We start from the raw sequence: 21,890 nt of genomic DNA, 5'->3' as shown, positions 1-21,890 counted from the left end.
ACCTAAGTGCTTAGCAATTGATAGGTTAGGAAGCATGGAAAACCAGGTGGATCGAATCCTCGAGCAATGGCACGCTGAGAAGCCCAACCTCGATGTCTCGCCAATGGCGATCATCGGGCGGTTGAGTCGCGCGGCCCTCGCAGTCGAATCACGGCTATCAAGGACATTCGCGCGAAATGGCCTGGACGCTTCATCTTTCGACGTGCTCGCCACGCTCCTGCGTAGCGGCAGCCCCTATCGGATCGCCCCGGCAGAACTAGCACGCGATGCCATGATCTCGACGAGCGCGGTGGCACAGCGGCTCAACAAGTTGGAAACCCGTGGGCTAATCAGGCGAGAGTCAAATCCCGATGATGGCCGCGGAACACTCGTCGCGCTCACCGACAACGGAAGACAGCTGATCGAGACTGCCCTCCCGCCCCATCTCGAGACTGAGCGTGCCATCACCTCGGCCCTCAACGCGGAGGAACAGAAGCTTCTCGCGGGGCTCCTTCAACGGATCTACGAAGCGGCCAGGCCCTGAAAGAACCGCGCCAGCTGCGTCAAGCCGCGCACCACTTCTCGCTCAGGGACGGTCAGCGACGCTGGTCGAGAGCGAAAGTCGCCATCCCAGGGTGGAGCTCGTCGAGTGTCACAAGGGGACCTGTTCGGACATCAAAAGGCGTGGGTCTCAGCGATGTCCACAGAGGCAATAGATCGGTGGCGTACTGGGTCAGACACGGATAGCGGCCATGGTCGTGCATGATGGGCGAATGGCCCATGAAGGATTCTTTACCGATAAGTCCACTCTCGTGGGAGAGCGCGTTGTCTTGCGCTCGTTCGAGGCCGGAGATATTGACGCCATGGGCACCATCCTTGCCGACCCCGAAGTGCTCACTCTTACGGGAAGCGTTCACACCACAGCCGAAGCGCACGGTCGTGAGGCCATCCTCGACTCGGCAACTCGCCAGTGGTATGAAACGAGAGCCGAGCAACCCGATCGTCTGGATTTCGCGATCATCGAGCAGGCGTCGGCGGCTTGCGTAGGTGAAGTGGTGCTGAATGAACTCAGCCCGGAGAATGACAGCTGCAACTTTCGCATTCTCATCGGTCCTTCGGGGCGTGACCGCGGGCTCGGTACCGAGGCTACGCGGCTGATCATCGGGCATGCGTTTCGAACCACGACACTGCACCGCATCGAGCTTGAGGTCTTCGCTTTCAATCCCCGTGCCCAGCACGTGTATGAACGCAGTGGTTTCGCACTCGAGGGCAGGCGGCGCGATGCGCACAGATTCGACGGCCAGTACGTCGACGCCCTCACGATGTCGATCATCAGGTCTGGGCGCCTCGACGCAGACGGTCTCAAGTAGAAGTCCCGCATGCAAGGCAGCTCGGGCCACAAAGCGCCCGCAAGTCGGACGGCCAAGGGTAGGCCCACTGCCCCGGGGTACAGAGTGCGTTCCACATCAAGGGTGGGGGTCTGACGATTCCCGTTATGCCTGCCCGAGAAAAGGAGCGGTCAGCGTGGGCCAACCGGGCACTTCACGCCCGTGACCATGATGCTCAGCGGCGATACTCGCAGCACCTTGTCGATTCGTGCACGCACTGGTCAAGAGTCGATTTCCTTGATCCCCAAGAAAACGAGTCCTTGAATCAAGGAGATTCGGCGCGTGCATAGAAAGCCGCCTCGGCCGCGCGGCGCCTGGCGACGTCATCGACGACGAACTGCACGAAGTCCTCGTCGCGATCGCTGATCACGATGTCATCGACAGCATCCGCCGGCGGCTCTCCTGGCCACGAAGCTTGGCGCGTCGGACGGTCGCGATCGAGGCGCGTCCCCGATGTCGCAACCCAGTCGTGGAGGCGCTGGCGAGCATCCGCGAAGTCGCGGTGCCATCCGAATGGGGCCGAGCCGTGCTGGTCGGGGTCGTAGGCGCAGAGCCAGTGCAGGTGCAGTGCTGAGAGTTCCCAGACGAGTTCGGGGTGGCGGTGCCAGAAGGGTGGCACGACGGATGCCGGAAGCCCGTAGGTCCGTCGTAGCCAGTTCACCCAACGGTTGAGTTCGATCCACTCCGTTTCGGCGTCGTCTGCGCTGAGGAGATTCCAGTTGATGGGATGCGGCGGCTCTGCCGAGAGTGGCCCGTCGAGTTCGTCTTCGCCCAATGAGGCTCCCTGGTCGCTGGACGCCCAGTCGACCAGGGACGCTGTCATCGTTGGCCTCACATTCCGAGCACGGCTGAGCCGGCGCGAGCGTGCTCCGCCTCGAGCAAAACTGCCTTCTGGGCGGCTAGAGCATCCCGTTCGGTGCCTGCAACTGCGCGGCGGGTCCGGTCGACGTCGTAGTTGGTGCGTGCGAGGTCGTGGCCGATCTTCTTCGCGACGAACTCCTCGCGATTGACGACCTCACCGTCGCGCTCAAACTGAAAGTTACGCACGTAGCCCTCGGCGACGAAGCTGTCGCCCTTTGCGAACCGTGTCAGTGCCCGGTCGGCGGTGGCGCGGTAGGCGACGAGATCATGGAAACTCGGCTCGAGAACGGTGAAGCTGCCGCTGTCTTCGCGACGGAAGTGCGGTTGACCGACGCGCACGTAGAAACGGGTTTCGCCGTTCTCGGTCACCGATTGCTGCGGGTCTGAGGCAATGAAACCGGAAAGTGATTGCTGGGTGTGAAGTGTCATGGGACTCAACCTCCTGTGATCTGGGCGGATCGTTGTGATCCGCGTTCACTAGGAGGTGCGCCAAGCGCCCCACACAGCCGCGACATAGCGGTCTGGTCGGGACCCGGGTCTCATTCCGTGGGGCTGACCGGGTGCTCCGCAGGCTCGGCGTGCGTCGGCGTGCGCATCAACGCTTCGATGTTCGCCCGGTCTTCCCGCAGCGTCTTGGCGTCGGGGCGTGAGGTCCACATTCTCAGACTCGCGACGACGGGCGGGGCAGCGCGGAGCATGATCAGGCCCGTGCCGAAGGGGAGGGTGCGGATCGTGTCCGGCGGCATGATCGCGACGCGGCGGATCGAGCGCTGCGCTGAGCGTGAACCGCGATCGCCGATCGTCGTGGAGTCGGTCGACTCGTCGCGGTCGCCGATGAGCGTCGAGAGGTCCTGCAGGTCTCGGGAATTGGATGCGCCGCCGAGCACGATCTTCACGATCGAGGAGTCCCAAATGGTGCCGGCTGCGTTTTCGCTCCACTTTGTGCGTGCCTGCGCGAGCGATTGCAGCACCGGCATGGTCGTGATGCCGGTGCCGCCGCCCTCCGCCATCAGAGTGGGAAGGGACGGGAGTGGCGCGAGGTTGCCGATCTCGTCGAGCGCGAGCAGCAGGGGCGGGTCGAGCCTGGCGCCCGCGCTTCGCGCGGCGATACGGCGGGCGGTCTCGACGAGGTCCTCGACAAGCGCCGACACGAGTGCGGCGGAGTTGTTCGAGCCGGCGCCGGTCGCCAGAAGGTACAGGGTGCCGTTGTTGCGCAAGAATCCTTCCGGGTCGAACTCCTCGCCCTCGCTCGGCGAGACGGCATCCAGTACTCGGGGGTCAGCCAGTGCACCCAACGAGAGGGAGACTCCCTGCCAGATGGAGTCGCGGGTCCTAGGATCGGCCTCGAGCATGGCTTGCAGGGAGTCGCCCCAGCCGGTGGCCGCGTCTGGGGTGCTCAGCAGGATGGAGACCGCGTCGTGGGCGGCCGCCGGGTCGAGGGTCCAGCGAAAGAGCTCGGCGGGCGAGCAGCCGTCGAGCGCCGCCGCATGGAGGAGGGATTGCAGGGCCGTGCGGGTCTTGGCCTCCCAGAACCCGCCGCCGTCGACGCCGCCTGCGGCCAGTCCGGTTCCGGCTGCCAGCCCCGCTGCGCGGATCATCGCCGTGAGCGGGTCCTCGCAGCCGCGGATTGGAGACCAGCGCAGTCCCACCGGAATTCCCGGGGCAAGCTGCTGGGGATCGAATACCGCCACGGGCCCCAGTCGTTGCCGGGCGCGCAGCGTGGTGGTGAGGTTATCGGGGCGTGTGGATGTGGTCACGACGGGGCCGGGCGCGTCAAGGATGGCGTTAATGACAATGTGCGCCCCCTTTCCCGAGCGCGGTGGGCCGATGACCAGGATCGAGTCCTCGACGCTCGCCCAGACCGTGGCGTTGTGGGAGCGGCCGATGCGATAACCGACCTCACTGGGAGTGGCGCTCGTGAGCGAAGGCCGAAGGTGCGCTGCGCGCTTCAGGAGTGCCTGGTGCGATGCGGCTCGGGTTACTTCGGCGCGCGTGGCGATGCCGGGGATCCGGTGCGGGTCGACTTTGGCTGCGCGGCCCGTGCCCCTGAACATCCGCCACAACCAGATGGCCGCAGCGACGGCGACACTGAGCAGCAGGATCGTCGTGAGCCAGTATGCAACCGGGTTCAGGCCCGGTGCTTGCAGGGCCGCCGACGGGTTGCCTGGGTTGAGGAGCACGGCGAGTCCGGCTTCGGGTCCGCCGGCTGGTTGTTCCTGGCTCGTCGCCCAGGCCGCGACAGCACCCGCGGCTCGGAGCAGGAGGGCAACCACGGACACACCGATCAGGATGCCGATGCCGAGGTTGGCCAGCTCGTCGCCGAGCGTGGCCTGCGGTCGTGGTGTGCTCATCGATACTGTCCGTTCGGTGGAGATCGGTTAGAACCGAAGATCCGGACCAGTCCGGCTGAAGCGTCGCGTGGGGGAGTACGCGAACGTCCGGTCACCGGAGAAGCCGGCCGTCGAGTCGAGCAGGTCGGTGACATCTTGCGCGTCGATGACGAGGCTCGCGATTCCCTCTTGGACCAGCCGATGGCATCCTGCGCTGGCCGGGCTCGTCACCGGTCCCGGAACGGCGCCGACCGGCCGCCCCAGGGAGTGGGCCTGCCCGGCGACGTTCAACGAGCCGGATCGATGCCCTGCCTCGACGATGACCGTTGCGGCGGACAGGGTCGCCAGAATCCGGTTCCGTTGGAGGAAGCGCCACCTTGTGGGGGTGGAGCCGGGCGGTAGTTCGCTCACGAGCAGTCCGCCGCTCTGTTCAATGCGCTCGAAGAGTTGTTCGTGGCCGACCGGGTAGACCCGGTCGAGCCCTCCGGCGAGCACGGCGACCGTTGAACCGGGATGGGAGACGGTGGCTGCTCGATGTGCTGATCCGTCGATGCCGTAGGCGCCTCCGGAGAGGATCACGCGGCCCTGCGAGGCGAGTTCTGAGGCGAGCTCGGTAGCCACCTGGCTGCCGTACGCCGTCGAGGCTCGGGCGCCGACGATGGTGACTCGACCGGGGAGAGGAACCGAGAGGCGACTTGGGTCGCCCTTGAGCCAGAGCGCGATCGGCGCGCTCGTGCCCAGCTGTTGCAGTTCGCCGGGCCAGTCGATGTCTTCTGGTGTCAGCAGTCTCAGGTCGTGGCGTTCCATATCGGCCTGGATCCGTTCGATCTGACCGGGGTTGATTCGCGGTGCTAAACGTCGTCGCCACAGCTCGCCCTCAGCGGGGTCGACGCCGTTCGGCAGCCGAACGCCTGAGGTGATGAGTCGCACGGTCTCCGCCGCGCCGAGCCTTGAGACCAATGTTCCCGTGATGATGTCGCCCGGCTCGGACAGCGCCGCGAGGGTCATCCTGGCTTCTCGTTCCTCGCTCATACTCTCGGCCATCACAAGGCCTCCTCGCTCTAAATGGTTGGTGCGCTCCGGGTCACGCATCTCGGCTACTGACCTGACGTCATCCGTGCGGTCGTGTCGAAAGTCTGGAGCTCGTCGGGGTGCAGCTGGTGCTGCACGACGAAGCTGCGATCCTTGATTCGCCAGAGGCCCTGTCCGGTGCCCAGTGCGGGCAGCAACTTCTGCTCGGTTCGGCTGAGCCCGAGTGCACTTGCCGTGGACCCGAGTTGGTCCGGTTCCTGGCGGTAGACGATGCGAGTCTCCGCGTTCGCCAGCAGCGACGATGCGAGTGCGCGCATCGCGGACCCTGAGTCGCCGACGTTGTCGAGGTCGCTGAGCTTGTGGAAGACGAGCATGTTCGCAATGCCGAAGTGCCGGGCCAGGCGCCACTGGGCATCCATGCGGCGCAAGAGCGCCGGATAGGCCATGAGCCGCCAGGCTTCGTCGTAGATGACCCACCGCTGGCCGCCGGCCGGGTCGGCGAGGGCGGACTCCATCCAGGCGGATGAGCAGGTCATCAGCACGGAGATAAGCGTGGAGTTCTCGGCCACGCGCGACAGGTCGAGAGAGACCATGGGCAGGGAGGGGTCGAAGCGCACGGTGGACGGTCCGTCGAAGAGGCCGGCGAGGTCCCCGGCAACCAGGCGTCGCAGCGCATGGCCGACGAGACGCCCATCCTCCGCGAGCCGGCCCTCGTCGTCCTCGGGGTTCGGGGCGAGGATGCGATCGACCACCATGGGCAGGATCGGCACTTGAGCGCTCCGAACGGTATCGGCCAGGGCGAGGTCGATCGCCGTGTGCTCGAGCGGACTGAGGGTTCTATCGAGCACGGTCTCGGCGAGTGCGCCGATCAGGTCGCGACGCCGCGAGGCGAGCTGTGCCGACCACTCGGCATCCGACGCGGATGCCGCCCGGTGCCCCTCATCGAGCGGGTTCAGTCGGTTGCGTAGTCCATGGCCAAGGATGATCGCCTTGCCGCCGACGGCCTCGGCGACAGCGGTGTGCTCGCCCTTCGGGTCGCCAGGAACGTAGACGCGTCGGCCGAAGGGGAGTGAGCGGGTGTAGAGCGACTTCGCCAGTGAGGACTTGCCGGAGCCGACGATGCCGGCGAGCACGATGTTGGGGGCGGTGATCATCCCCTGTTGGTAGAGCACCCACGGGTCATAGACGAAGGACCCACCCGAATAGAGGTCCTGCCCGACGAAGACGCCGGCCGAGCCGAGTCCGGCCTCAGCGAGAAACGGGTAATGGCCGGACAGCGTCGCGGAGGTGTCCTGGTGCTTGGGAAGCCGGAGGCGTCCGGGCATCCGCAGCTGGGCTGGACCCGACCCGCCACCGGCCGCGAGGTAGGCCCCTGATCGCGCCTCGTCCCGCTCGGCCAGCCATCGCGTGCGCGCCTCGAGATGCTTCGCCTTCTGAGCATCCGCTTCGATCTTCGCGGCAGCTCGCCGGCGAGCTCGGCGGTCGCGGTGCAGCTCGTCGTGAGGCTCGACAAGCGTCGTCGTGTGCAGCCGCTCGTTCACCCCGGCGTTGTTCACAATGCCACCCCGTGCCTGGCGCGACTTGCTGACCGGTCGCGCGTGGCGACCCAGGTGTCGGCAACGCCCGGACGCGCCCGAGCAGTCTGCATGGCTGACGCCCGGGACGCCGGTACGAGTTCTGATTCTGAATCGGCCGGATGCCGACGCAACAGCGATACGTACCCGAACGTCGTGCTGTACGTAAGCGCGTAGGTCGAGCCGTCGCTCTCGATGGTTCGGTCGGTCGATCCCGCCGGGATGCGTTCGTAGACGTACCCGTTTTCGAGCGCGGCACCGGTTGTCTCCTCGCCGTAGTCCCAGTGCCGCAGGTGCTCGATTGCCGCGGTGGTTCCGTCACGGTCGATCAGGGCGAGCACCTCATCGGCTTCGTCTCCCTGCAGGAAAGTGACGCTGATCCATCGGGATGCTGGTGGGTTCGGGTGTGTGTAGAACATGTCGGCTCCAATCGGGGTGCTGTTAAGGACAGGTGCGCACCGCTCACACGCTGCGACACAGAGGCAGCGCCGCAGCGGTGAAAGCCTGTGCCTGCTGACCAACGAGCCGTCGCGTTTCGCACGAGCTCTGGATGGCGGCTTGCTCAATCGACGCCACCGCGGCATCGAGCTCGTCGACGGTCGGCGCGGTCACGCACACGAGACCGGTCGCGCGCAAAACGCCGTGACCGGCCGTGAGGTCTGCCTCCTGATGCATCAGGTCCTCGTACTCAGCCGTCGCGCCGGCATCCTCGATCTGACCGATACGCCTGCGCTGGTGGGCGTCGCTGATCAGCTCGGTCTTCTTCTTGCGGAGGTCGCGCGCTGCTTGATCTGCGCGCACGGGCAGGTAGTGCAGCGACACAGTGCGAAGGATGCCGTTGGTGAAGACGAGGGGCAGCAGGAAGCCGGGGTAGACCTGGGATCTGGGCCATTCGCTGATCCAGAGCACCGCGTGGAAGGCGCTGTCGGTGCGGAGACGATCCCAGCTCTCGGCGACGGAGACCGGGCCGGCGGTGTCGAGTGCGCGGCCGATGTCGGGATGTCGTTCCAGGTCGACGCCGACGGCGGGGTCGTAAGCAGTTCGGAGAGTCATCGCGAGCTCGTCAGCGGTCAACCACCCGCCGACAGTGAGGTCTGCTGCCCGCAGCGCCTGGGTCAGGGCGGTCATTTCCTGGCGGAGCACCGCCGCACCGCCGCGCATCCCACCGCCCTGCGTGCGGACCTGACGAGAGGCGGCAGCGAGGTCGAGGGAAAGCGCGATCGTTGTCGCATGACGTTCACCGGCGGGCCCGGCACGTTCGATGAGTTCCCGGTAGGTGGATGCTGCCCAGCTGTCGTCATTGATGCCGTGCCGCTCCCACCACTCGGCGAGCCCGGTGCCGGAATCGGGTAGGGTGCGCTCCGAGACCTGTAGCCGCGCGATTCGCCCCGACCGGCATGCTCCGGCCAATACCCGCCCCCACCCCGCCACCCGCCGATGCTGCTCACCAGGGTCAAGCAACGCGAATGCCGGGTGCGACACCGCCACAACCGCAGTAAGCGTCTTCGCGTGTGGGTCGTGAATCATGACCGCCCCTGACTCGGGATCATTCCACTCGCGCAGCGCGGCCGCGTCGCCCGGAAGCGACAGGGTCCCGATCGGACGCGGGCGCACAATTTGGCGCCGATAGGTTAGCTGCTCATGGGCGGCACGCCATGCCCAACGACTGACAATCGGCACCCATTCGACGATCTTTCGGCCACCGATCGGGATGCTGGCAGTCAACACCGCGGTGCCCCAAACAGGGCTCGCCCAGGCGACGCCGACGGCGCCCGCCGTGTAAAGCGCGGTGACGATGGTGAGCGTCCCGATCGACAGGGCAACCAGTTGAGGCACCGAAAGACCGAGAAGGATGCCCCGCTTGGTCAGTCGCGAGAACTGCACCGGCGCCAGTTGGTACTCGGCGTGATTCTTGTCAGCGTCCATGACTACACGTCCTTCTTTGTTGATCAGACTGTGGGGGAGGCAGAATCCTGTGCCGACGCGGGCCCCCGTGGTCGCGGTGGCCTGGGTGCTGGGGGAGAGGCGCTCGGTAGGGCCGACTCACCGGTGGACTGCATATGAGCGTCTGCCGTCTGCCCGACCGCAGCACCGGCCTTGGGGCCGGCCGTGGCAACAGTCGCGCTGGCTGCAACACCCGCGGCTGCCACACCCGCTCCGGCACCCGCGCCCCCGCTGGCGGTTCCGGCCTTGGCGGATGCGCCCGTGCTCGAGGCTGACGTGGGGCCAGGCCCTCCGCCGTTCGGTGCGGTTGTCGCTGAAGGACCACCTGGTGCCGACTTCCCGCTCCCGCCGTCGCCACTTGGTCCAAGGATCTTCTTCGCGCCTTCCGCCATCGGTGCGTTCGGCACCGGGACGGGCCGGTTCAGCGCCGACTTCGCTTCCTGCTCGCTCGACATGGCGTGGTACATGTCGAGCCCAACAAAGCTCAGGAACTTGTACGTGATGTAAGGCGCAAAGGCGGCGATGAACATCAATGCGATCCCGGCGATCGGATCGCTGACGGATGCCAGATCCGCGTCGATCGGTGCCGCGACCTGGGCGACCGCTACCAGAAAGATCACGACGAGTACCAGTTTCGACAGGATCAGGGCGATCACGAATGCAACCCATTTCGTGAACCAGCCCTTGGCGGCATCCCAGGTCGCGCCCGCCAGCGCTATCGGTCCGAAGACGATCGCCACCAGCAGCAGTGCCTTGCGGATGAGGAGCGAGAACCAGACGATCGCCGCGGCGCTGATTGCGAGCGCGGACAGAAAGATTGTCACGATGGCACCGACACCGGGGGCACCGACGTTGAGTGCGGCGAGGCCCGCAGGTAGGAGCGCGATCCGGTTGCCCATCCCCTCCATCGTGTTGCCGCTGGCGTGGACGATCCCGATCGTCAACTGATCGGTGATCTCCAGGAGAAGGCCTGTGATAGCGATGATCACGAACGATCCGAGCACCGACTTGGCGACACCGATCGCGGCTCGGGAGAGCGCCGTTGGGTCGCGGTGAACGAGCCCAGTGATGAGTTGCAGGCAGAAGAACACCAGGGTGACGAAGACGGCGACGCCAAAGAGCACGTTGTAGACGTCGATGTACGCCGGATCGGTGAGGTCTACGAGCGTTGTCGAGTCGAAGGCAGCCCAGACGGATTCGAAGAGCCAGGCCGCGGCGGAGCCCATTGCGTTCGCAAGCCAATCAAACGGCGCCGCGACCAACGATGCGGCGCCTTCCCCGACCGTGTTGCAGACCTCCGCGATCACCGGCACATCGCACACGCTCATCTGGTGGCCCCGCTCACGTAGGAATCGGGGTCAGACGGCTTGGCCGACGTTCCAGAAAAAGTTGACCAGAGTGACGGATGCGCCGGCGATGATCGCGGCGCCACACGACACGAGCACGCCGAGCTTGCCTCGGGATGCGAGATGCGGGTTGGAAGAGTTGGCCCCGAAGCCCCACACGATTGCCGAGATGATCAAGGCAAGCACGCTCAGGATGAGGCCAACGGTCATCACCGCGCCGACGATGATTCGCAACTGCTCGATGCCGGGAAGCCCCGTGCCGTTCGGATTGATGTCGATCACAGTTGGCTCCCTCGGTCGTTTCATGCCTACGAGAGGGAGGAGTGCACAGCATCCCCACGTTCGCATAGACGGATCGCCTGACGGACAGCACGTTGCAACATAACAGCCGGCCGATTGCCGTGACCCGGCATGATGGAGTCATGCCGTTGACGCCGAACGACCTAGCGAACTTAGTCGCTATCCGATCACTTCGAGATCTCGCAGCCGGTCAAGCCAGAGCGCCCGGAGCGGTGCACCGTCAAGCGGCGGTGATTCTCCTTGACGCTGCCATTGAGCGCACCGTATTCACCGCGGCCGAGTACCTTCTTGGAACCTTCACCGACCGCGATCTTGTCGAGAAGCCCTTGCAAGCTCTCCGCGGTCATGGCTGGATACCTGCTGCCGGTGTTGAAACGTCCCGGCGGCGGCTGCACCGAGTTCGCAACGTTGTCCAGCACGCCGGCACCGGTGTCGACCGCGACGAACTTCCGCAATGGGTCATCGCCACCGAGCGGGTAATCGCCAGTGTCGTGACTTTCGCCTATGGTGTTGATCTCGATGACGTGCTTTACTCGAGCGCGGTCGAAGACGAAAAGATCCGGGAGCATCTCGATTTTGCGGAGGCGCTCATGCGGAGCAGCGACTCGGCCGCTGCGATGGCCTCGGTTGTCAAGGCTTACGACGTTGTCGCTGGGATTTGGGGCAGCTTCGTGGTGTCGTCTAACTCAAAGTTGGCACCCCGTCACGCTCGCTATGAGCCAGGGTTCGGGTCCATTGGCGGCGACGACCCCAAAGTGGTCGCGCTTCAGGAGGTCGCGCTGCTGACTGCCATCGCCCCGGAACCGAGCGAGGCAATATGGTTCCTCGAAGCAAAACAGCGTCCCGAGCTGCTCAATCTTGAGGAAGTGCAGCGTGCCCTCGTGTTCGTCTTCACCTTCGCCACAGCCGTTGAGGCAAGCCCAGCTGCTCGGCAGGAGGATCGGCGACGCCGCCGAAACAAGGCGCGACGGCACGAGCGGCGATTCGACGATGCTCACGCTAAGATTCGCAGCTATCGAGCCGAGCTGACCGGCGACCGCACGACGGTTACCCTCACTCTGGAAGATGTGCCGTCGCAATCGGAATACAACGAATGGGCTGGCGCGATTTCCGAGGAACTTAACGGGCCATGGCCGGGCAACCGCCGGTTCTTGATCCACGAGGATGGCGAACTCGTCATTGCTGAGATCGAGGGTGACTTTGCTACTGATATGACTCGCATCGAGATAGCTCTTGCTGGTGCGGAATCCGCCGTCCTGGCTCGACGCGCGACGGTTGCCTCCGAACGCGCTGAAGAACAGCAAGCGGAGGACGAATTCCGAGCTCGAGTAATCGCGGCGACTCCGCCAGTTCTACCGTCGTGGTTGCGAATTGGGATGGTCGGGGACGCCCACGGTCCCAGGCAGTTCGCAGTGCAGGTGCAGATCGATCGCGAGGCCGTGGGCTCGTACAGCGACGATATGCGTCAGATGTTCGAGGAAGCTGGCGCCCCGGCCTACGTAGCGAGGGGCGGCTGGGTGGTCAGCACTATGGAGCCTGAGGAGATTCCCGAATTCGTGGTCAAGTTCGTACCTGGCGTAGATGCAATCATCGCGAAACGAAACGATGCAGAAGCCGAGCGAGAACAGCAGCTGCGCCCCGTCCTCGAAGAACTCACGCGGCGCGGCTACCCCCGCGATGTCGGCTAAAGGGCTCGGCGCTGCGTAGCTAACGTCCGCCGGAGGATCCCTGACCGTACGCACCGATGTCCCGCTGACGGTTCCTCATTCGAAACGCGGCGTCTCGTCTATTGGCTGAGGCCTTCCCACGAAAGGTGTGATTCGCGCGTTATCCGGTCCGGACCGGATGGCCGGATTGGCACCCGACATTTGCTTCGCACTCGGCAAACACGCGCCCTTCGCCCGTAGATAGGCTTCGCACATGACCCTTCCTCTTTGGATCCAAATCCTCACGATTGCGCTTCCGGCGGTAGTGAGTGTCTTTGCAGGCATCTGGGCGGCGCGTTCTGCTGGTCGAGCAAAGGCGGCGGAACATGAGGCGGCGCGATTACGGGCTCTCGAAGAGCGCATAGCTCAGAAGAAGTTTGAGCTCTACCAGCCGATGCTTGAAGTGCTCGGGGACATGATGACACCGGGCAAGACGGAAGCGGCGCTCGCTGGGGCGGGGGAGGTCATGTCCGACTTCCAGACGTTTGTTTCGGTATGGGGTTCCGACGACGCGGTGCGGGCGTTCTACAGATTCCGGGTTGCATCGAGCACCAACCCGCCGTCAATGATCATCATCCGACTCGTCTCTGATTTCATGATCGAAGCGCGGCGAGATCTTGCGTGGCCCAATACAAAGCTGACCGGCCGAGAAGTGATGGGAATGCGCATTAACGAAACTACCCCTCAGCTCGAGGAAGCGCTGACCTTGGATTTCGACGCTTTAGCAAGGAAGTACGAGTGGCACGCACCCTGGCACCCGGCGTCCACGACGAGCAATTCAGCCGCAAGCGGGTCGCCGTGAGAGTTAGCCTTCTGGGCAATCCGGAGCGTCACTCTGCCTCATAACCACAGGGCGGTACTCACCGTTACTTATGAGAAACCCCAAATCGGGATTACGGATTGGCGAGGATTCTCAGTTTCTCGTGCCTCGGCGTGAGGTTTGCCCGTTAAAGCGTTGAGCCAACGTCGAGTAGGAAGTTGACCCATGCGACGCCGCTGCCCGCAAGGGCTGCTGCGCCGCAAGCTACTAACAGTCCCATCCGAGCCCGGGTGGCGGTCTGGAAGTTGCCGTTCGCCGAGGCGAGAGCCCAGGTGACCCCGCTGATGATCATCATGAGCACAGCCATGATGAGCACGAATGTCAGCAGCGCGCCGACGATGCTCTGCAATTCCGCAGCGCCGCCGACGGCGCCGAAGTCGGGAAAGATGTCCATCTCATTGCGCCTTTCCTGGTCTGCATCCGGCTGTGGCGACCTCGTACTCCTGCCCGCACCGGTGACAACCGCGATCGCCGATCGCCGGCAACGGGTCGTCGGTGTCGTCTTGAACACCATCGACGACGCCCTCGCCAAGCACGATCCGGGCGGAACGCGCTGGACACTTCCACAGATACAACACCTGCGTGCACTACTCAATGAGGCGGCCCTGGCCGGCCGTGTCGTGATCCTGACCTCTGACCATGGCCATGTCATTGAACGAGGTGGCGAGCCCCGCCCGGTCGCGGGCGCCGGCGCGCGCTGGCGCAGTGTTGATAGTGGCGCCCTGGCGAGTGATGAAGTTATGGTTACCGGTTCGCGGGTGCTCACCGCGGGCGGCAGCGCCATCCTCGCCCGTGCAGAAGGCCTGCGGTACACCGCGAAGGCCGCCGGGTACCACGGCGGGGCGAGCCTGGCCGAACTCACCATTCCCGTGCTCGTCTTCCGGCGGCAGGAGCAGCCCAGTGTCACCGGCTGGGTCGATGCTGTGCCGCAGACCCCCGTGTGGTGGAACGAGGCCAGCCGAACGGTTTCATCCGTGCCGCTCACGTCTGTCGCAACCAAGCCAGCGAAGAAGACCGTTGAGGCACCCTCCCAGATGGCCTTTGACCTTGAGGTACCGGCTGATAACACCCCCGTCGGATTGTCGTTGACTCGGCGCGTCATCGAGAGCGAAATTTTCGTGGGACAACAGCTTCGGGCGGGGCGCGGCGCTCTCAATTCCGCCGTCGTCGCGGCGATGCTCGACCTATTACTCAGCCACGACGGTCGGGTTCACAAAGATACGCTCGCGGCCACCGCCGGCATTGCGGCAAACGCTATTGAGCCGACACTGGCCATGTTGCGACGCCTGCTGAACGTCGAGGGCTATGAAGTGGTCGCCACCGACACCGACGGGAAGACCGTCCTGCTCGATAGCTCCCTGCTGCGCGAACAGTTCGGGCTCGGTCAGAGCGCATGACCGTGGCGCTGAGCCCCCGGAGACGCCGGGACATCATCGACGCCTTGCGTCGCGGAACGGTGCCCCAACGTGGTCTCGACGTGATGGCGGTGGGCCTGGAACGCTTCGAGGCCACCATCAACGCCGAGCTGGAGTCCACGGCTGCCGGCGGTGCCCAGTTCAAGGCGATCCGTGGCGAGTACGGTTCGGGCAAGACCTTCTTCGCCCGATGGCTGAGTGAGACTGCCAAGCGCAAAGGCTTCGCCACCACCGAAGTGCAGATCTCCGAAACGGAGACGCCGCTGCACCGGCTGGAAACGATCTACCGACGCATCATCGAGAACCTCACCACCTCGGAGGCCCAACCCAGCGCGTTCCGGGAGATCATCGACGGTTGGCTGCACGTCCTCGAATCCGACGTGATTGAAGCCGGAACGGACGCGGCAGATTCGGCCGCCGTCGCCGCCGCCACGGATGCGCTCCTCGAGCGCCGACTCGTCGCCGTCAGCAAGGCCGCCCCAGCTTTTGCTACCGCGCTCCGCGGCTATCGGGCCGCGACACTGAACGGTGATATCACCCAGGCCGACGGTCTGTTGTCTTGGCTGGGTGGCCAACCGCACGTCGCGGCATCCGTTCGGCGCCTTGCAGGGGTCAGAGGGGAGCTCGACCACTTTGGTGCCCTCGGGTTTCTGCAGGGATTGCTCACGGTGCTGCGAGACTCCGACTATTGCGGCCTGATCGTGATTCTCGACGAGGTCGAGACTCTCCAGCGTGTCCGATCCGACGTGCGCGAGAAGTCGCTGAATGCGTTGCGGCAGTTGGTGGACGAGATTGACTCGGGACGTTTCCCCGGGCTGTATCTCGTGATCACGGGAACCCCGGCCTTCTTCGATGGCCAGCAGGGCCTGCAGCGACTCCCGCCGTTGGCGCAGAGAATATCGGCAGATTTCTCGGGGACCCTCGGTTCGACAACCCCCGGGCTCCTCAGCTCAGGCTGACGGGTTTCACCCAGGATTCGCTACGCGAACTGGGTATCCGCGTGCGCAATATCTACGCGGCTGGAGCTGACGCTAACGACCGTGTGAGCACGCTCGTCGATGATGACTACGTCGCTGAGCTGGCACAGGCCGTGGCGGGGCAACTGGGTGGCCGCGTGGGAGTGGCACCGCGCCTGTATCTCCGCAAACTGATCGACGTGATGGATCGCGTCGACCAGTTCGACGACTACCGGCCGCGGCGGGACTACCCACTGACCGTGTCGGCCAACGAACTGAATGACCTGGAGCGCGAAGCAGCGCACCTGGGCGACCTTCGGGGTGCCTCCTCGGTCGATGACGTCGACCTGGATCTCTGAGCTTGGCCGCCGGTACCGGTCTCAATCCCGCGCTTGAGTACCACATCGTCAATTCGCTGGGGTGGCAGAACCTGCGCCCGCTGCAGCAGTCCGCGGTAGCGCCGATTCGGTCCGGCGCCGACTGCCTACTCGTCGCTCCGACCGCCGGCGGCAAGACGGAAGCGGCGATCTTTCCGCTCCTGTCGGAGATGGTGGAATCGAATTGGAGCGGGCTGTCCGTGCTCTACGTGACGCCGTTGCGCGCTCTCTTGAACAACCTCAAGCCACGTCTGGACGGCTACGGCCATTGGTTGGGGCGCACGGTCGGGCTGTGGCACGGCGACGTGTCGGACGGTGAGCGGCGACGGATGCTCGCGGACCCGCCGGACATCCTGCTCACCACGCCGGAATCGTTGGAGGCCATGCTCGTGTCCCGGCGCGTCGATCACCATGCGCTCTTCCGTGGCGTGCGTTCGATCGTGATTGATGAGCTCCACGCTTTCGCCGGCGCCGACCGCGGCTGGCACCTCTTGGCGGTGCTCGAGCGCATTCAGCGGCTCGCGAATCAGCCGATCCAGCGCGTCGGGCTGTCGGCCACGGTCGGGAACCCCGACCAGATGCTCCACTGGATGCAGGGCTCGGGCGCTGCAGCGGAGCGGCCATCTCGCGTGCTCCTGGACGAAGTGGCGGCGAACAGCGCCCCGCCCGAGGTCACGCTCGACTACGTCGGGTCAGTGGCAAACGCCGCATTGGTGATCTCACGCCTGCATCGCGGCGAAAAGCGACTGGTCTTCTGCGAGGCGCGGGCGCAGGCCGAGGAGCTTGCGTTCGAATTGCGCCAGCGCGGCGTGACCACCTTCGTGTCGCACTCGTCGTTGTCGGCCGATGAGCGCCGCCAGAGCGAGCGCGCATTCGCGGAGGCTCGCGACTGCGTCATCGTCGCCACATCCACTCTCGAACTCGGCATCGACATCGGCGATCTCGACCGGATGATCCAGATTGACGCACCGCGATCGGTCGCTTCGTTCTTGCAGCGGCTGGGGCGTACTGGCCGACGGCCGGGGACGGCTCGCAACGCGCTCTTCCTCGCGACAGAGCCGGCAACCTTCCTGAGGGCGTCGGGCCTCCTCGTCCTCTGGGGTCGCGGGTTCGTCGAGCCCGTGGTTCCGCCGCCGTCACCCCGTCACATTGCAGCCCAGCAGCTGCTGGCGCTGGCCTTGCAGGAAGGACGCTTCGGCGCCGGCACCTGGCCCGAATGGTGGTCAGGTTTGGGTGTCATGGACGATGCCGCGATGGTTCTGGACCACCTGCGCGCTCATGACTTCTTGACGGAAGACTCTGGCATGCTCTTCATCGGGCCCGAGGCCGAACGCGAATTTGGGCGGCGCTACTTCATGGATCTGCTGACGTCGTTCATCGCCGACCTGGAACTGAAGGTTGTCGCCGGTCGGCGCGAGATCGGATCAGTCTCACCGCTCTCCCTCGCGGGGCACCGCACCGATTCGCCGAAGCCGCTACTCCTGGCGGGGCGCGCGTGGAAGGTCGAATCGGTGGACTGGGAGCGCCATGAGGTGCTCGTAAGCGAGCAGCCCGAGAAGGGCAAGGTTCGGTGGCCGAGCGCGCCCATCGCCGAGGGGTTCGAGATGGTGCGGGCCAGCCGTGATGTGCTTCTCGGTGCGAATCCTGACGTCACACTGTCCAAACGCGGAGTCGACCGGATGGCGGGCTTGCGCGACGACCTCGCGGACGCCGTCGACCACGACGGGCTCGTCCTCTCACGCGGGGCGAAGGAGCTGACGCTGTGGACCTGGTCGGGACTGCGAGCGAACGAGACTCTGCTTAGCGCTCTGGGGTATCCCGATGATGCAGGGGCCGACAACCTCAATATCCGTTTGCCGCTGCACTTTGGCATCGACGACATCCGCCGGGCCGATGTTGAGACGGCGCTTCCGGTAATCAGCCCCGAGGCGGTGGAGGGGCTGAAGTTCTCGGCGGCGTTGCCTCCGGGGCTGGCGAGCGCGACGCTCGCCGAGCGGTTCGTGGACCGTACGGGCGCGCGGGACATCGTGGCGCAGAAGATCGTGATTGCGGCGGCCCGTGAATGACAGTTCCAGAGAAGGTATTGCTCGCAATCCTGGCGACGCCACCGGAGACCTCTGGAGAGCGCACGCTCAAACGGCTTGAGCTGGCTCGGGAGATACTCGGCTTTCAGCGCGTGGCTGTCGTGAATGTCTTGAACGTCCCAACGTTCAGGACCAACGGCATGACCACGGCCGGCGCAGACCCTGAACCGTGGCTCGAGTCGCGGCCAGCAATTAGCAAGGGCCTCGATGCGTGTCACGGTGTGGTCCTCGGCTATGGGGTCAGCGAACCGTCCGGACCAGCGAGGGGCCACTACCGCGACCAGATCGACTGGCTCTGGGGCGAGCTGCGGGGGAGGGAGTCACCGATCTGGAGTGTCGAACTCCCGCCGCGGCATCCGTCCCGGTGGCACAGGCTCACCTTCAAGAGCGTCCCGGGCTCTGTCTTTGCCGATGTGCTCGCGACGGTGCTGCTGCCCGTCGAACTCTGCGGGGAGTCTTCAAGGGCGGTCCGGGACATCGCGTCCTAATCGACAGTCAATGGCGTGCTGCCCTAGCGGCACTCGAGAAGACACACCGGGCAGGTGCGCAGCGCTCATCACGTTTGGTCTTACCGTCAGGTAGGCATTCGTTCACATTTGAGCCCAGAAATCGGTATCAAAAATACGACACGTACGATACAGTTACAGCAGTTAGTCACTATTGCAGCGATGGAGGCGATATGTCTGAGTACAAAGAAAACGCGACCGACGCGCTGCGCAGTGCGCTCCAAGGATCAAGCGATCCCGTGGCTGTAACGCTCACAATCTCGCGCGCGACCGCTGAGAATGTCCTGCGGCTCCTTGAGGCAGAGCGCGGGGCCGGTGCCGTGGTCGTTCCTGTCAAAGAGCTCTACACAACTACAGAAGCCTCGGCCATGCTCGGCATCTCTCGTGCGACGCTGATGAAACTGATCGACGCAGGCAACATCGGAGCGGTGAGAGTCGGTACACATAGCCGCATACCTGCTGATGAACTGGTTGCCTTTCAGCGTGCTCGCCAGGTGAGCCAGGCAAGGGCGGCAGAACTGCTCACCGAGTTCTCCTCTCGTTCGGCCGCGAGCTTCCATAGCAACGTTTCTTTCCGCACTAGCGGTCAAAAGGAGGAGTGAAGTGGCGAATCCACGTGTCCATGAGATTGCATGCGAGCTTGGTGTAGACACGAGTGTCGCGCTCACGAGACTCAAGGAAATGGGTGAGTTTGTGAAGGGGCCGTCTTCGTCGATCAGTCCGCCTGTGGCACGAAGGCTGCGTATCGCCCTGGCCGCTGAGGGCGGCGCGTCAACTGCTCCAGCGCCACGCATGCCAACAGTTCCCGCGGCAGGACCTGCGCCAGCAGCGCGCCCGCCGATCGGCGTAATTCCGACTGGGCGCTACGCAGATCCCCTCGTAGCAACCGTCCTTGCGCCAGAGGATTTCGTCGCGACCGGCCATCGGCTCTTCATCGATACGAACGTCTTCATGGATACCGATACTGAACGCTCAGCAGGTCTCAAGAGGCTTTTCGGGCGTTGTAAGGATGTCGCCATCAGAAACGGCAATGGGATCGTGGTCCCGTCCAAGGTCGTCGATGAGCTCTATAAGCAGAGCAGCCTGGATGCGTCCCTGTTCACTGAGGAACGTGCGGCTGCAGTGCATCGTGCTGGCCAGTGGCTTACGGCTTTGGAGTCTGGCGCCGCCCACGGGCTCATCCGCAAGGACCTTGGCGATGGGTCGAACCCTTACGCAGACGACTTGTTCGTCGATCTCTTCACCCATTTCAGCGACCAATACGACATGTGCTTGTTGACCAACGACATCACGTTGCGCCTTCGCATCAGGTTGCTCGCGTCCGAAGCGAAGCATCAACTTGTGGCAGGCACCGTATGTGCTGATGGTCGGATCGCACTGGATGCCGATAGGGACTTGTACGAACGTGCTGCTAGGAAGCTCGCCCGGATCACCCGGCACATCGAGGAGGGGCTCGCAAAGCCCAAAGACTACGCCGAGGTGCAGACGCTAGCGCCCCTGCTAGAAACGTTCAGGCACACATTCGGCGTCACCGACATCGTTCCGAAGCTTGGTGGCCGGCGCGACGCGAGAGTAGAAACGAGTTCCGCTCCACAACCAGCGGACGGGGCCTTCAAGCGTGTTATGGCGCTCAAGCCGAAGGACCAGCTGCTTCTAGCCGCTGTCATCCCCAGCGCCGGTGCCAGTGTGATCGCAGAGTCACAACACTCCCGACACGCGCTTGTCCTGGGTGACCTGATCGGCGAGGGGGGCGAGGGGTCCGTCTATGCTGTCCAGGGCGATAAAAGCCAGGTCGTCAAGATCTTTGACAAGGATCACCGAACCGAACACCGAAAGGCAAAGCTCGAACTTCTGATTTCGCACGAACTTGGATCGCAAGGCATCGGGTTCCCGACGAACATTGTCACGAACAGCGACGGCAACTTCGTCGGATACGCAATGCCGCGGGCCTCTGGGAAGGAGCTCCAGGCGACGATCATGCGCCCAGCTCGCTTCAGACGGGTGTACCCGACCTGGACCAAAGCGGATCTCGTGGATGTTTGCGTTTCTTTTCTGGAGAAGGTCGCCTACCTTCACTCGTTGAACATCCTCCTCGGCGACATCAATCCGAAGAATCTAATGGTCGATGAGCACAAGAACGTTTGGATCATCGATGCCGATTCGTGGCAGGTGGAGGGATACCCCTGCCCCGTGGGTACGGCCATGTTTACGGCGTCCTCAATCACAGGTGATTACGCAGATGTGCTGCGCACCGTCGAGGAGGAACGGTTCGCTGTTGCAACAATGCTCTTCATGATTCTCATCACGGGTCAGTTCCCCTATGCACGTGCCGGAGCCGATGGTGGCGATTTCGCAGCCTTGATCAAAGAAGGAAAGTTTGCGTTTCAGTTCCAGGGACCGTCCGACCAGGATCAGCCTGAGGGAAGCTGGAAGTTCATGTGGAGCCACATTCCGGTCCAAGTGAAGCGGCTGTTCTGGAACACTTTCCAGCGTCAGGGTGGCTCGCGCTACGATCGTCGCCCGACCGCAAGTGAGTGGCTCGCGGCCTTCCGCGAGTACCGCAACTTCTTTGGTGGCAATGACGACTTCGACCCGATGTCGAACGATGTCTACCCGTTTCGATTCCGTGCGTACCGTCCGGACACGCCTATCCGCGACTGCCAGCAGTGTAAGCGGCCGAACGCAATCGTCGGCAGGTGGGACGACGAGAACCACTCCTACTACGAACCCAGCGTTTGCTATGACTGCAACCAGAGCAAATCAAGATGCACGGACTGCGGCAAGCCAAAATCTGCCGACGCGCTCACGGATGGTCGTTGCCACGACTGCAACCGCATACGCAACTTTGCGACGTGCGATAGTTGCAGTAGGGAAGTTGCTCGGATCTATCTGGTCGATGGCCAATGCTCAAACTGTCAGCCGGTTCCGTGCAAGGACTGCAAGACGCCGTCGGCGAAAACCGAACTGACCTATGGACGCTGCGGTGCGTGCGTCAAGAAGGCTGCGGAGCTCAACCCCAAAAGGCTCTGCCTCGAGTGTCGCCAGCCATTCATCACTTTTGATCATGAGCGGTGGTTCATCTCCAAGGGGCTTGATATCCCGAAGTCTCACCAGACTGCGACAAAGAAACCTTGTCCACCGCGACCAACTACCGCGCGCTCATCGCGCACTGCCACGAGGTCGGCGACCGCATCCACGACCCCAGCTGCGCCGGCCAAGAAGAGCTCCTGGCAGCGCTTTGTCACATGGCTGAGCTCCTGATCCACACGAAG

Annotated in this window: 19 protein-coding genes and 1 pseudogene; 10 read left to right on the top strand and 10 right to left on the bottom strand. The window is 64.1% G+C overall.

The window, feature by feature from the left end:
• The first annotated feature begins 34 nt into the window (after positions 1 to 34).
• Both BJQ95_RS10380 and BJQ95_RS10375 read left to right on the top strand, forming a co-directional pair.
• Positions 35 to 523, top strand: coding sequence for a MarR family winged helix-turn-helix transcriptional regulator (locus BJQ95_RS10380; RefSeq protein ID WP_130176548.1), 489 nt, complete (start codon positions 35 to 37; stop codon positions 521 to 523).
• A gap of 208 nt (positions 524 to 731) precedes the next feature.
• Positions 732 to 1,349, top strand: coding sequence for a GNAT family N-acetyltransferase (locus BJQ95_RS10375; RefSeq protein WP_240694616.1), 618 nt, complete (start codon positions 732 to 734; stop codon positions 1,347 to 1,349).
• Between the two features lie 283 nt (positions 1,350 to 1,632).
• Here BJQ95_RS10375 and BJQ95_RS10370 read toward each other — a convergent pair whose 3' ends face one another.
• The 9 genes from BJQ95_RS10370 to BJQ95_RS10330 form a co-directional block, all read right to left on the bottom strand.
• On the bottom strand, positions 1,633 to 2,190 hold the full coding sequence (locus BJQ95_RS10370) for a hypothetical protein (protein ID WP_130176547.1): 558 nt from the start codon (positions 2,188 to 2,190) through the stop codon (positions 1,633 to 1,635).
• Between the two features lie 8 nt (positions 2,191 to 2,198).
• On the bottom strand, positions 2,199 to 2,657 hold the full coding sequence (locus BJQ95_RS10365; protein WP_130176546.1) for a single-stranded DNA-binding protein: 459 nt from the start codon (positions 2,655 to 2,657) through the stop codon (positions 2,199 to 2,201).
• Positions 2,658 to 2,767: 110 nt separating this feature from the next.
• On the bottom strand, positions 2,768 to 4,579 hold the full coding sequence (locus tag BJQ95_RS10360) for a type IV secretory system conjugative DNA transfer family protein (RefSeq protein WP_130176545.1): 1,812 nt from the start codon (positions 4,577 to 4,579) through the stop codon (positions 2,768 to 2,770).
• Positions 4,580 to 4,606: 27 nt separating this feature from the next.
• Positions 4,607 to 5,602: a DNA-processing protein DprA gene (dprA, locus tag BJQ95_RS10355; protein ID WP_240694615.1), complete on the bottom strand. Its 996-nt coding sequence runs from the start codon at positions 5,600 to 5,602 to the stop codon at positions 4,607 to 4,609.
• A gap of 53 nt (positions 5,603 to 5,655) precedes the next feature.
• A complete protein-coding gene (locus BJQ95_RS10350) occupies positions 5,656 to 7,146 on the bottom strand; it encodes an ATP-binding protein (protein WP_205750036.1) in 1,491 nt (496 codons plus the stop codon).
• Complete coding sequence (locus tag BJQ95_RS10345; protein WP_240694614.1) at positions 7,143 to 7,583, bottom strand: hypothetical protein; 441 nt, start codon at positions 7,581 to 7,583, stop codon at positions 7,143 to 7,145. The genes BJQ95_RS10350 and BJQ95_RS10345 overlap by 4 nt, the downstream gene beginning before the upstream one ends.
• A 43-nt stretch (positions 7,584 to 7,626) precedes the next feature.
• The gene (locus BJQ95_RS10340; RefSeq protein ID WP_256041346.1) at positions 7,627 to 9,090 is read right to left on the bottom strand and encodes an SCO6880 family protein; all 1,464 of its coding nucleotides are present in this window, start codon (positions 9,088 to 9,090) and stop codon (positions 7,627 to 7,629) included.
• Between the two features lie 23 nt (positions 9,091 to 9,113).
• Complete coding sequence (locus BJQ95_RS10335) at positions 9,114 to 10,436, bottom strand: conjugal transfer protein TrbL (RefSeq protein ID WP_205750107.1); 1,323 nt, start codon at positions 10,434 to 10,436, stop codon at positions 9,114 to 9,116.
• Between the two features lie 30 nt (positions 10,437 to 10,466).
• Positions 10,467 to 10,760, bottom strand: a complete 294-nt coding sequence (locus BJQ95_RS10330) for a DUF6112 family protein (protein ID WP_130177580.1) — start codon at positions 10,758 to 10,760, stop codon at positions 10,467 to 10,469.
• A gap of 224 nt (positions 10,761 to 10,984) precedes the next feature.
• On the opposite strand from BJQ95_RS10330, the gene BJQ95_RS10325 reads away from it, so the two are divergent.
• The gene (locus BJQ95_RS10325) at positions 10,985 to 12,442 is read left to right on the top strand and encodes a hypothetical protein (RefSeq protein WP_130177581.1); all 1,458 of its coding nucleotides are present in this window, start codon (positions 10,985 to 10,987) and stop codon (positions 12,440 to 12,442) included.
• A 232-nt stretch (positions 12,443 to 12,674) separates the two neighbouring features.
• Positions 12,675 to 13,262 carry a hypothetical protein gene (locus tag BJQ95_RS10320; protein WP_130177582.1) on the top strand — a complete coding sequence of 196 codons (588 nt, stop codon included), beginning with the start codon at positions 12,675 to 12,677 and terminating at the stop codon, positions 13,260 to 13,262.
• Between the two features lie 145 nt (positions 13,263 to 13,407).
• On the opposite strand, the gene BJQ95_RS10315 is transcribed toward BJQ95_RS10320, so the two are convergent.
• Positions 13,408 to 13,674, bottom strand: a complete 267-nt coding sequence (locus BJQ95_RS10315; protein WP_130177583.1) for a DUF6112 family protein — start codon at positions 13,672 to 13,674, stop codon at positions 13,408 to 13,410.
• On the opposite strand from BJQ95_RS10315, the gene pglZ reads away from it, so the two are divergent.
• From pglZ to BJQ95_RS10280, 6 genes and pseudogenes are all read left to right on the top strand, one after another.
• Positions 13,667 to 14,677 carry a BREX-2 system phosphatase PglZ gene (gene pglZ / locus BJQ95_RS10310; RefSeq protein WP_256041345.1) on the top strand — a complete coding sequence of 337 codons (1,011 nt, stop codon included), beginning with the start codon at positions 13,667 to 13,669 and terminating at the stop codon, positions 14,675 to 14,677. The two genes, BJQ95_RS10315 and pglZ, sit on opposite strands and share 8 nt — an antisense overlap.
• Positions 14,674 to 16,010, top strand: a pseudogene (brxD, locus tag BJQ95_RS10305) (BREX system ATP-binding protein BrxD). The gene pglZ and the pseudogene brxD overlap by 4 nt, the downstream one beginning before the upstream one ends.
• A gap of 2 nt (positions 16,011 to 16,012) precedes the next feature.
• A complete protein-coding gene (locus BJQ95_RS10295) occupies positions 16,013 to 18,094 on the top strand; it encodes a DEAD/DEAH box helicase (protein WP_130177586.1) in 2,082 nt (693 codons plus the stop codon).
• Positions 18,091 to 18,600, top strand: a complete 510-nt coding sequence (locus BJQ95_RS10290; protein WP_130177587.1) for a hypothetical protein — start codon at positions 18,091 to 18,093, stop codon at positions 18,598 to 18,600. The genes BJQ95_RS10295 and BJQ95_RS10290 overlap by 4 nt, the downstream gene beginning before the upstream one ends.
• A 191-nt stretch (positions 18,601 to 18,791) precedes the next feature.
• Positions 18,792 to 19,220 (top strand): helix-turn-helix domain-containing protein, encoded by a 429-nt coding sequence (locus BJQ95_RS10285; protein WP_130177588.1) that lies wholly within the window; start codon positions 18,792 to 18,794, stop codon positions 19,218 to 19,220.
• A gap of 349 nt (positions 19,221 to 19,569) precedes the next feature.
• Positions 19,570 to 21,879 (top strand): hypothetical protein, encoded by a 2,310-nt coding sequence (locus BJQ95_RS10280; RefSeq protein ID WP_240694724.1) that lies wholly within the window; start codon positions 19,570 to 19,572, stop codon positions 21,877 to 21,879.
• The last annotated feature ends 11 nt before the right edge of the window (positions 21,880 to 21,890 follow it).

The organism is Cryobacterium sp. SO1, assembly GCF_004210215.2.
In the GTDB taxonomy this organism is placed as follows: Bacteria; Actinomycetota; Actinomycetes; order Actinomycetales; family Microbacteriaceae; genus Cryobacterium.
The sequence above is the reverse complement of the archived record's forward strand: the minus strand, read 5'-3'. Positions and strand labels throughout refer to the sequence as shown.

What these genes read in the sequence shown, in the direction of transcription:
- BJQ95_RS10280 (WP_240694724.1), top strand. Translation starts at nt 19,570, where the DNA reads ATGGATACCGATACTGAACGCTCAGCAGGTCTCAAGAGGCTTTTCGGG.
- dprA (WP_240694615.1), bottom strand. Translation starts at nt 5,602, where the DNA reads ATGGCCGAGAGTATGAGCGAGGAACGAGAAGCCAGGATGACCCTCGCG.
- BJQ95_RS10360 (WP_130176545.1), bottom strand. Translation starts at nt 4,579, where the DNA reads ATGAGCACACCACGACCGCAGGCCACGCTCGGCGACGAGCTGGCCAAC.
- BJQ95_RS10330 (WP_130177580.1), bottom strand. Translation starts at nt 10,760, where the DNA reads ATGAAACGACCGAGGGAGCCAACTGTGATCGACATCAATCCGAACGGC.
- BJQ95_RS10320 (WP_130177582.1), top strand. Translation starts at nt 12,675, where the DNA reads ATGACCCTTCCTCTTTGGATCCAAATCCTCACGATTGCGCTTCCGGCG.
- BJQ95_RS10365 (WP_130176546.1), bottom strand. Translation starts at nt 2,657, where the DNA reads ATGACACTTCACACCCAGCAATCACTTTCCGGTTTCATTGCCTCAGAC.
- BJQ95_RS10345 (WP_240694614.1), bottom strand. Translation starts at nt 7,583, where the DNA reads ATGTTCTACACACACCCGAACCCACCAGCATCCCGATGGATCAGCGTC.
- BJQ95_RS10370 (WP_130176547.1), bottom strand. Translation starts at nt 2,190, where the DNA reads ATGACAGCGTCCCTGGTCGACTGGGCGTCCAGCGACCAGGGAGCCTCA.
- BJQ95_RS10375 (WP_240694616.1), top strand. Translation starts at nt 732, where the DNA reads ATGGTCGTGCATGATGGGCGAATGGCCCATGAAGGATTCTTTACCGAT.
- pglZ (WP_256041345.1), top strand. Translation starts at nt 13,667, where the DNA reads ATGTCCATCTCATTGCGCCTTTCCTGGTCTGCATCCGGCTGTGGCGAC.
- BJQ95_RS10380 (WP_130176548.1), top strand. Translation starts at nt 35, where the DNA reads ATGGAAAACCAGGTGGATCGAATCCTCGAGCAATGGCACGCTGAGAAG.
- BJQ95_RS10335 (WP_205750107.1), bottom strand. Translation starts at nt 10,436, where the DNA reads ATGAGCGTGTGCGATGTGCCGGTGATCGCGGAGGTCTGCAACACGGTC.
- BJQ95_RS10340 (WP_256041346.1), bottom strand. Translation starts at nt 9,090, where the DNA reads ATGGACGCTGACAAGAATCACGCCGAGTACCAACTGGCGCCGGTGCAG.
- BJQ95_RS10290 (WP_130177587.1), top strand. Translation starts at nt 18,091, where the DNA reads ATGACAGTTCCAGAGAAGGTATTGCTCGCAATCCTGGCGACGCCACCG.
- BJQ95_RS10285 (WP_130177588.1), top strand. Translation starts at nt 18,792, where the DNA reads ATGTCTGAGTACAAAGAAAACGCGACCGACGCGCTGCGCAGTGCGCTC.
- BJQ95_RS10315 (WP_130177583.1), bottom strand. Translation starts at nt 13,674, where the DNA reads ATGGACATCTTTCCCGACTTCGGCGCCGTCGGCGGCGCTGCGGAATTG.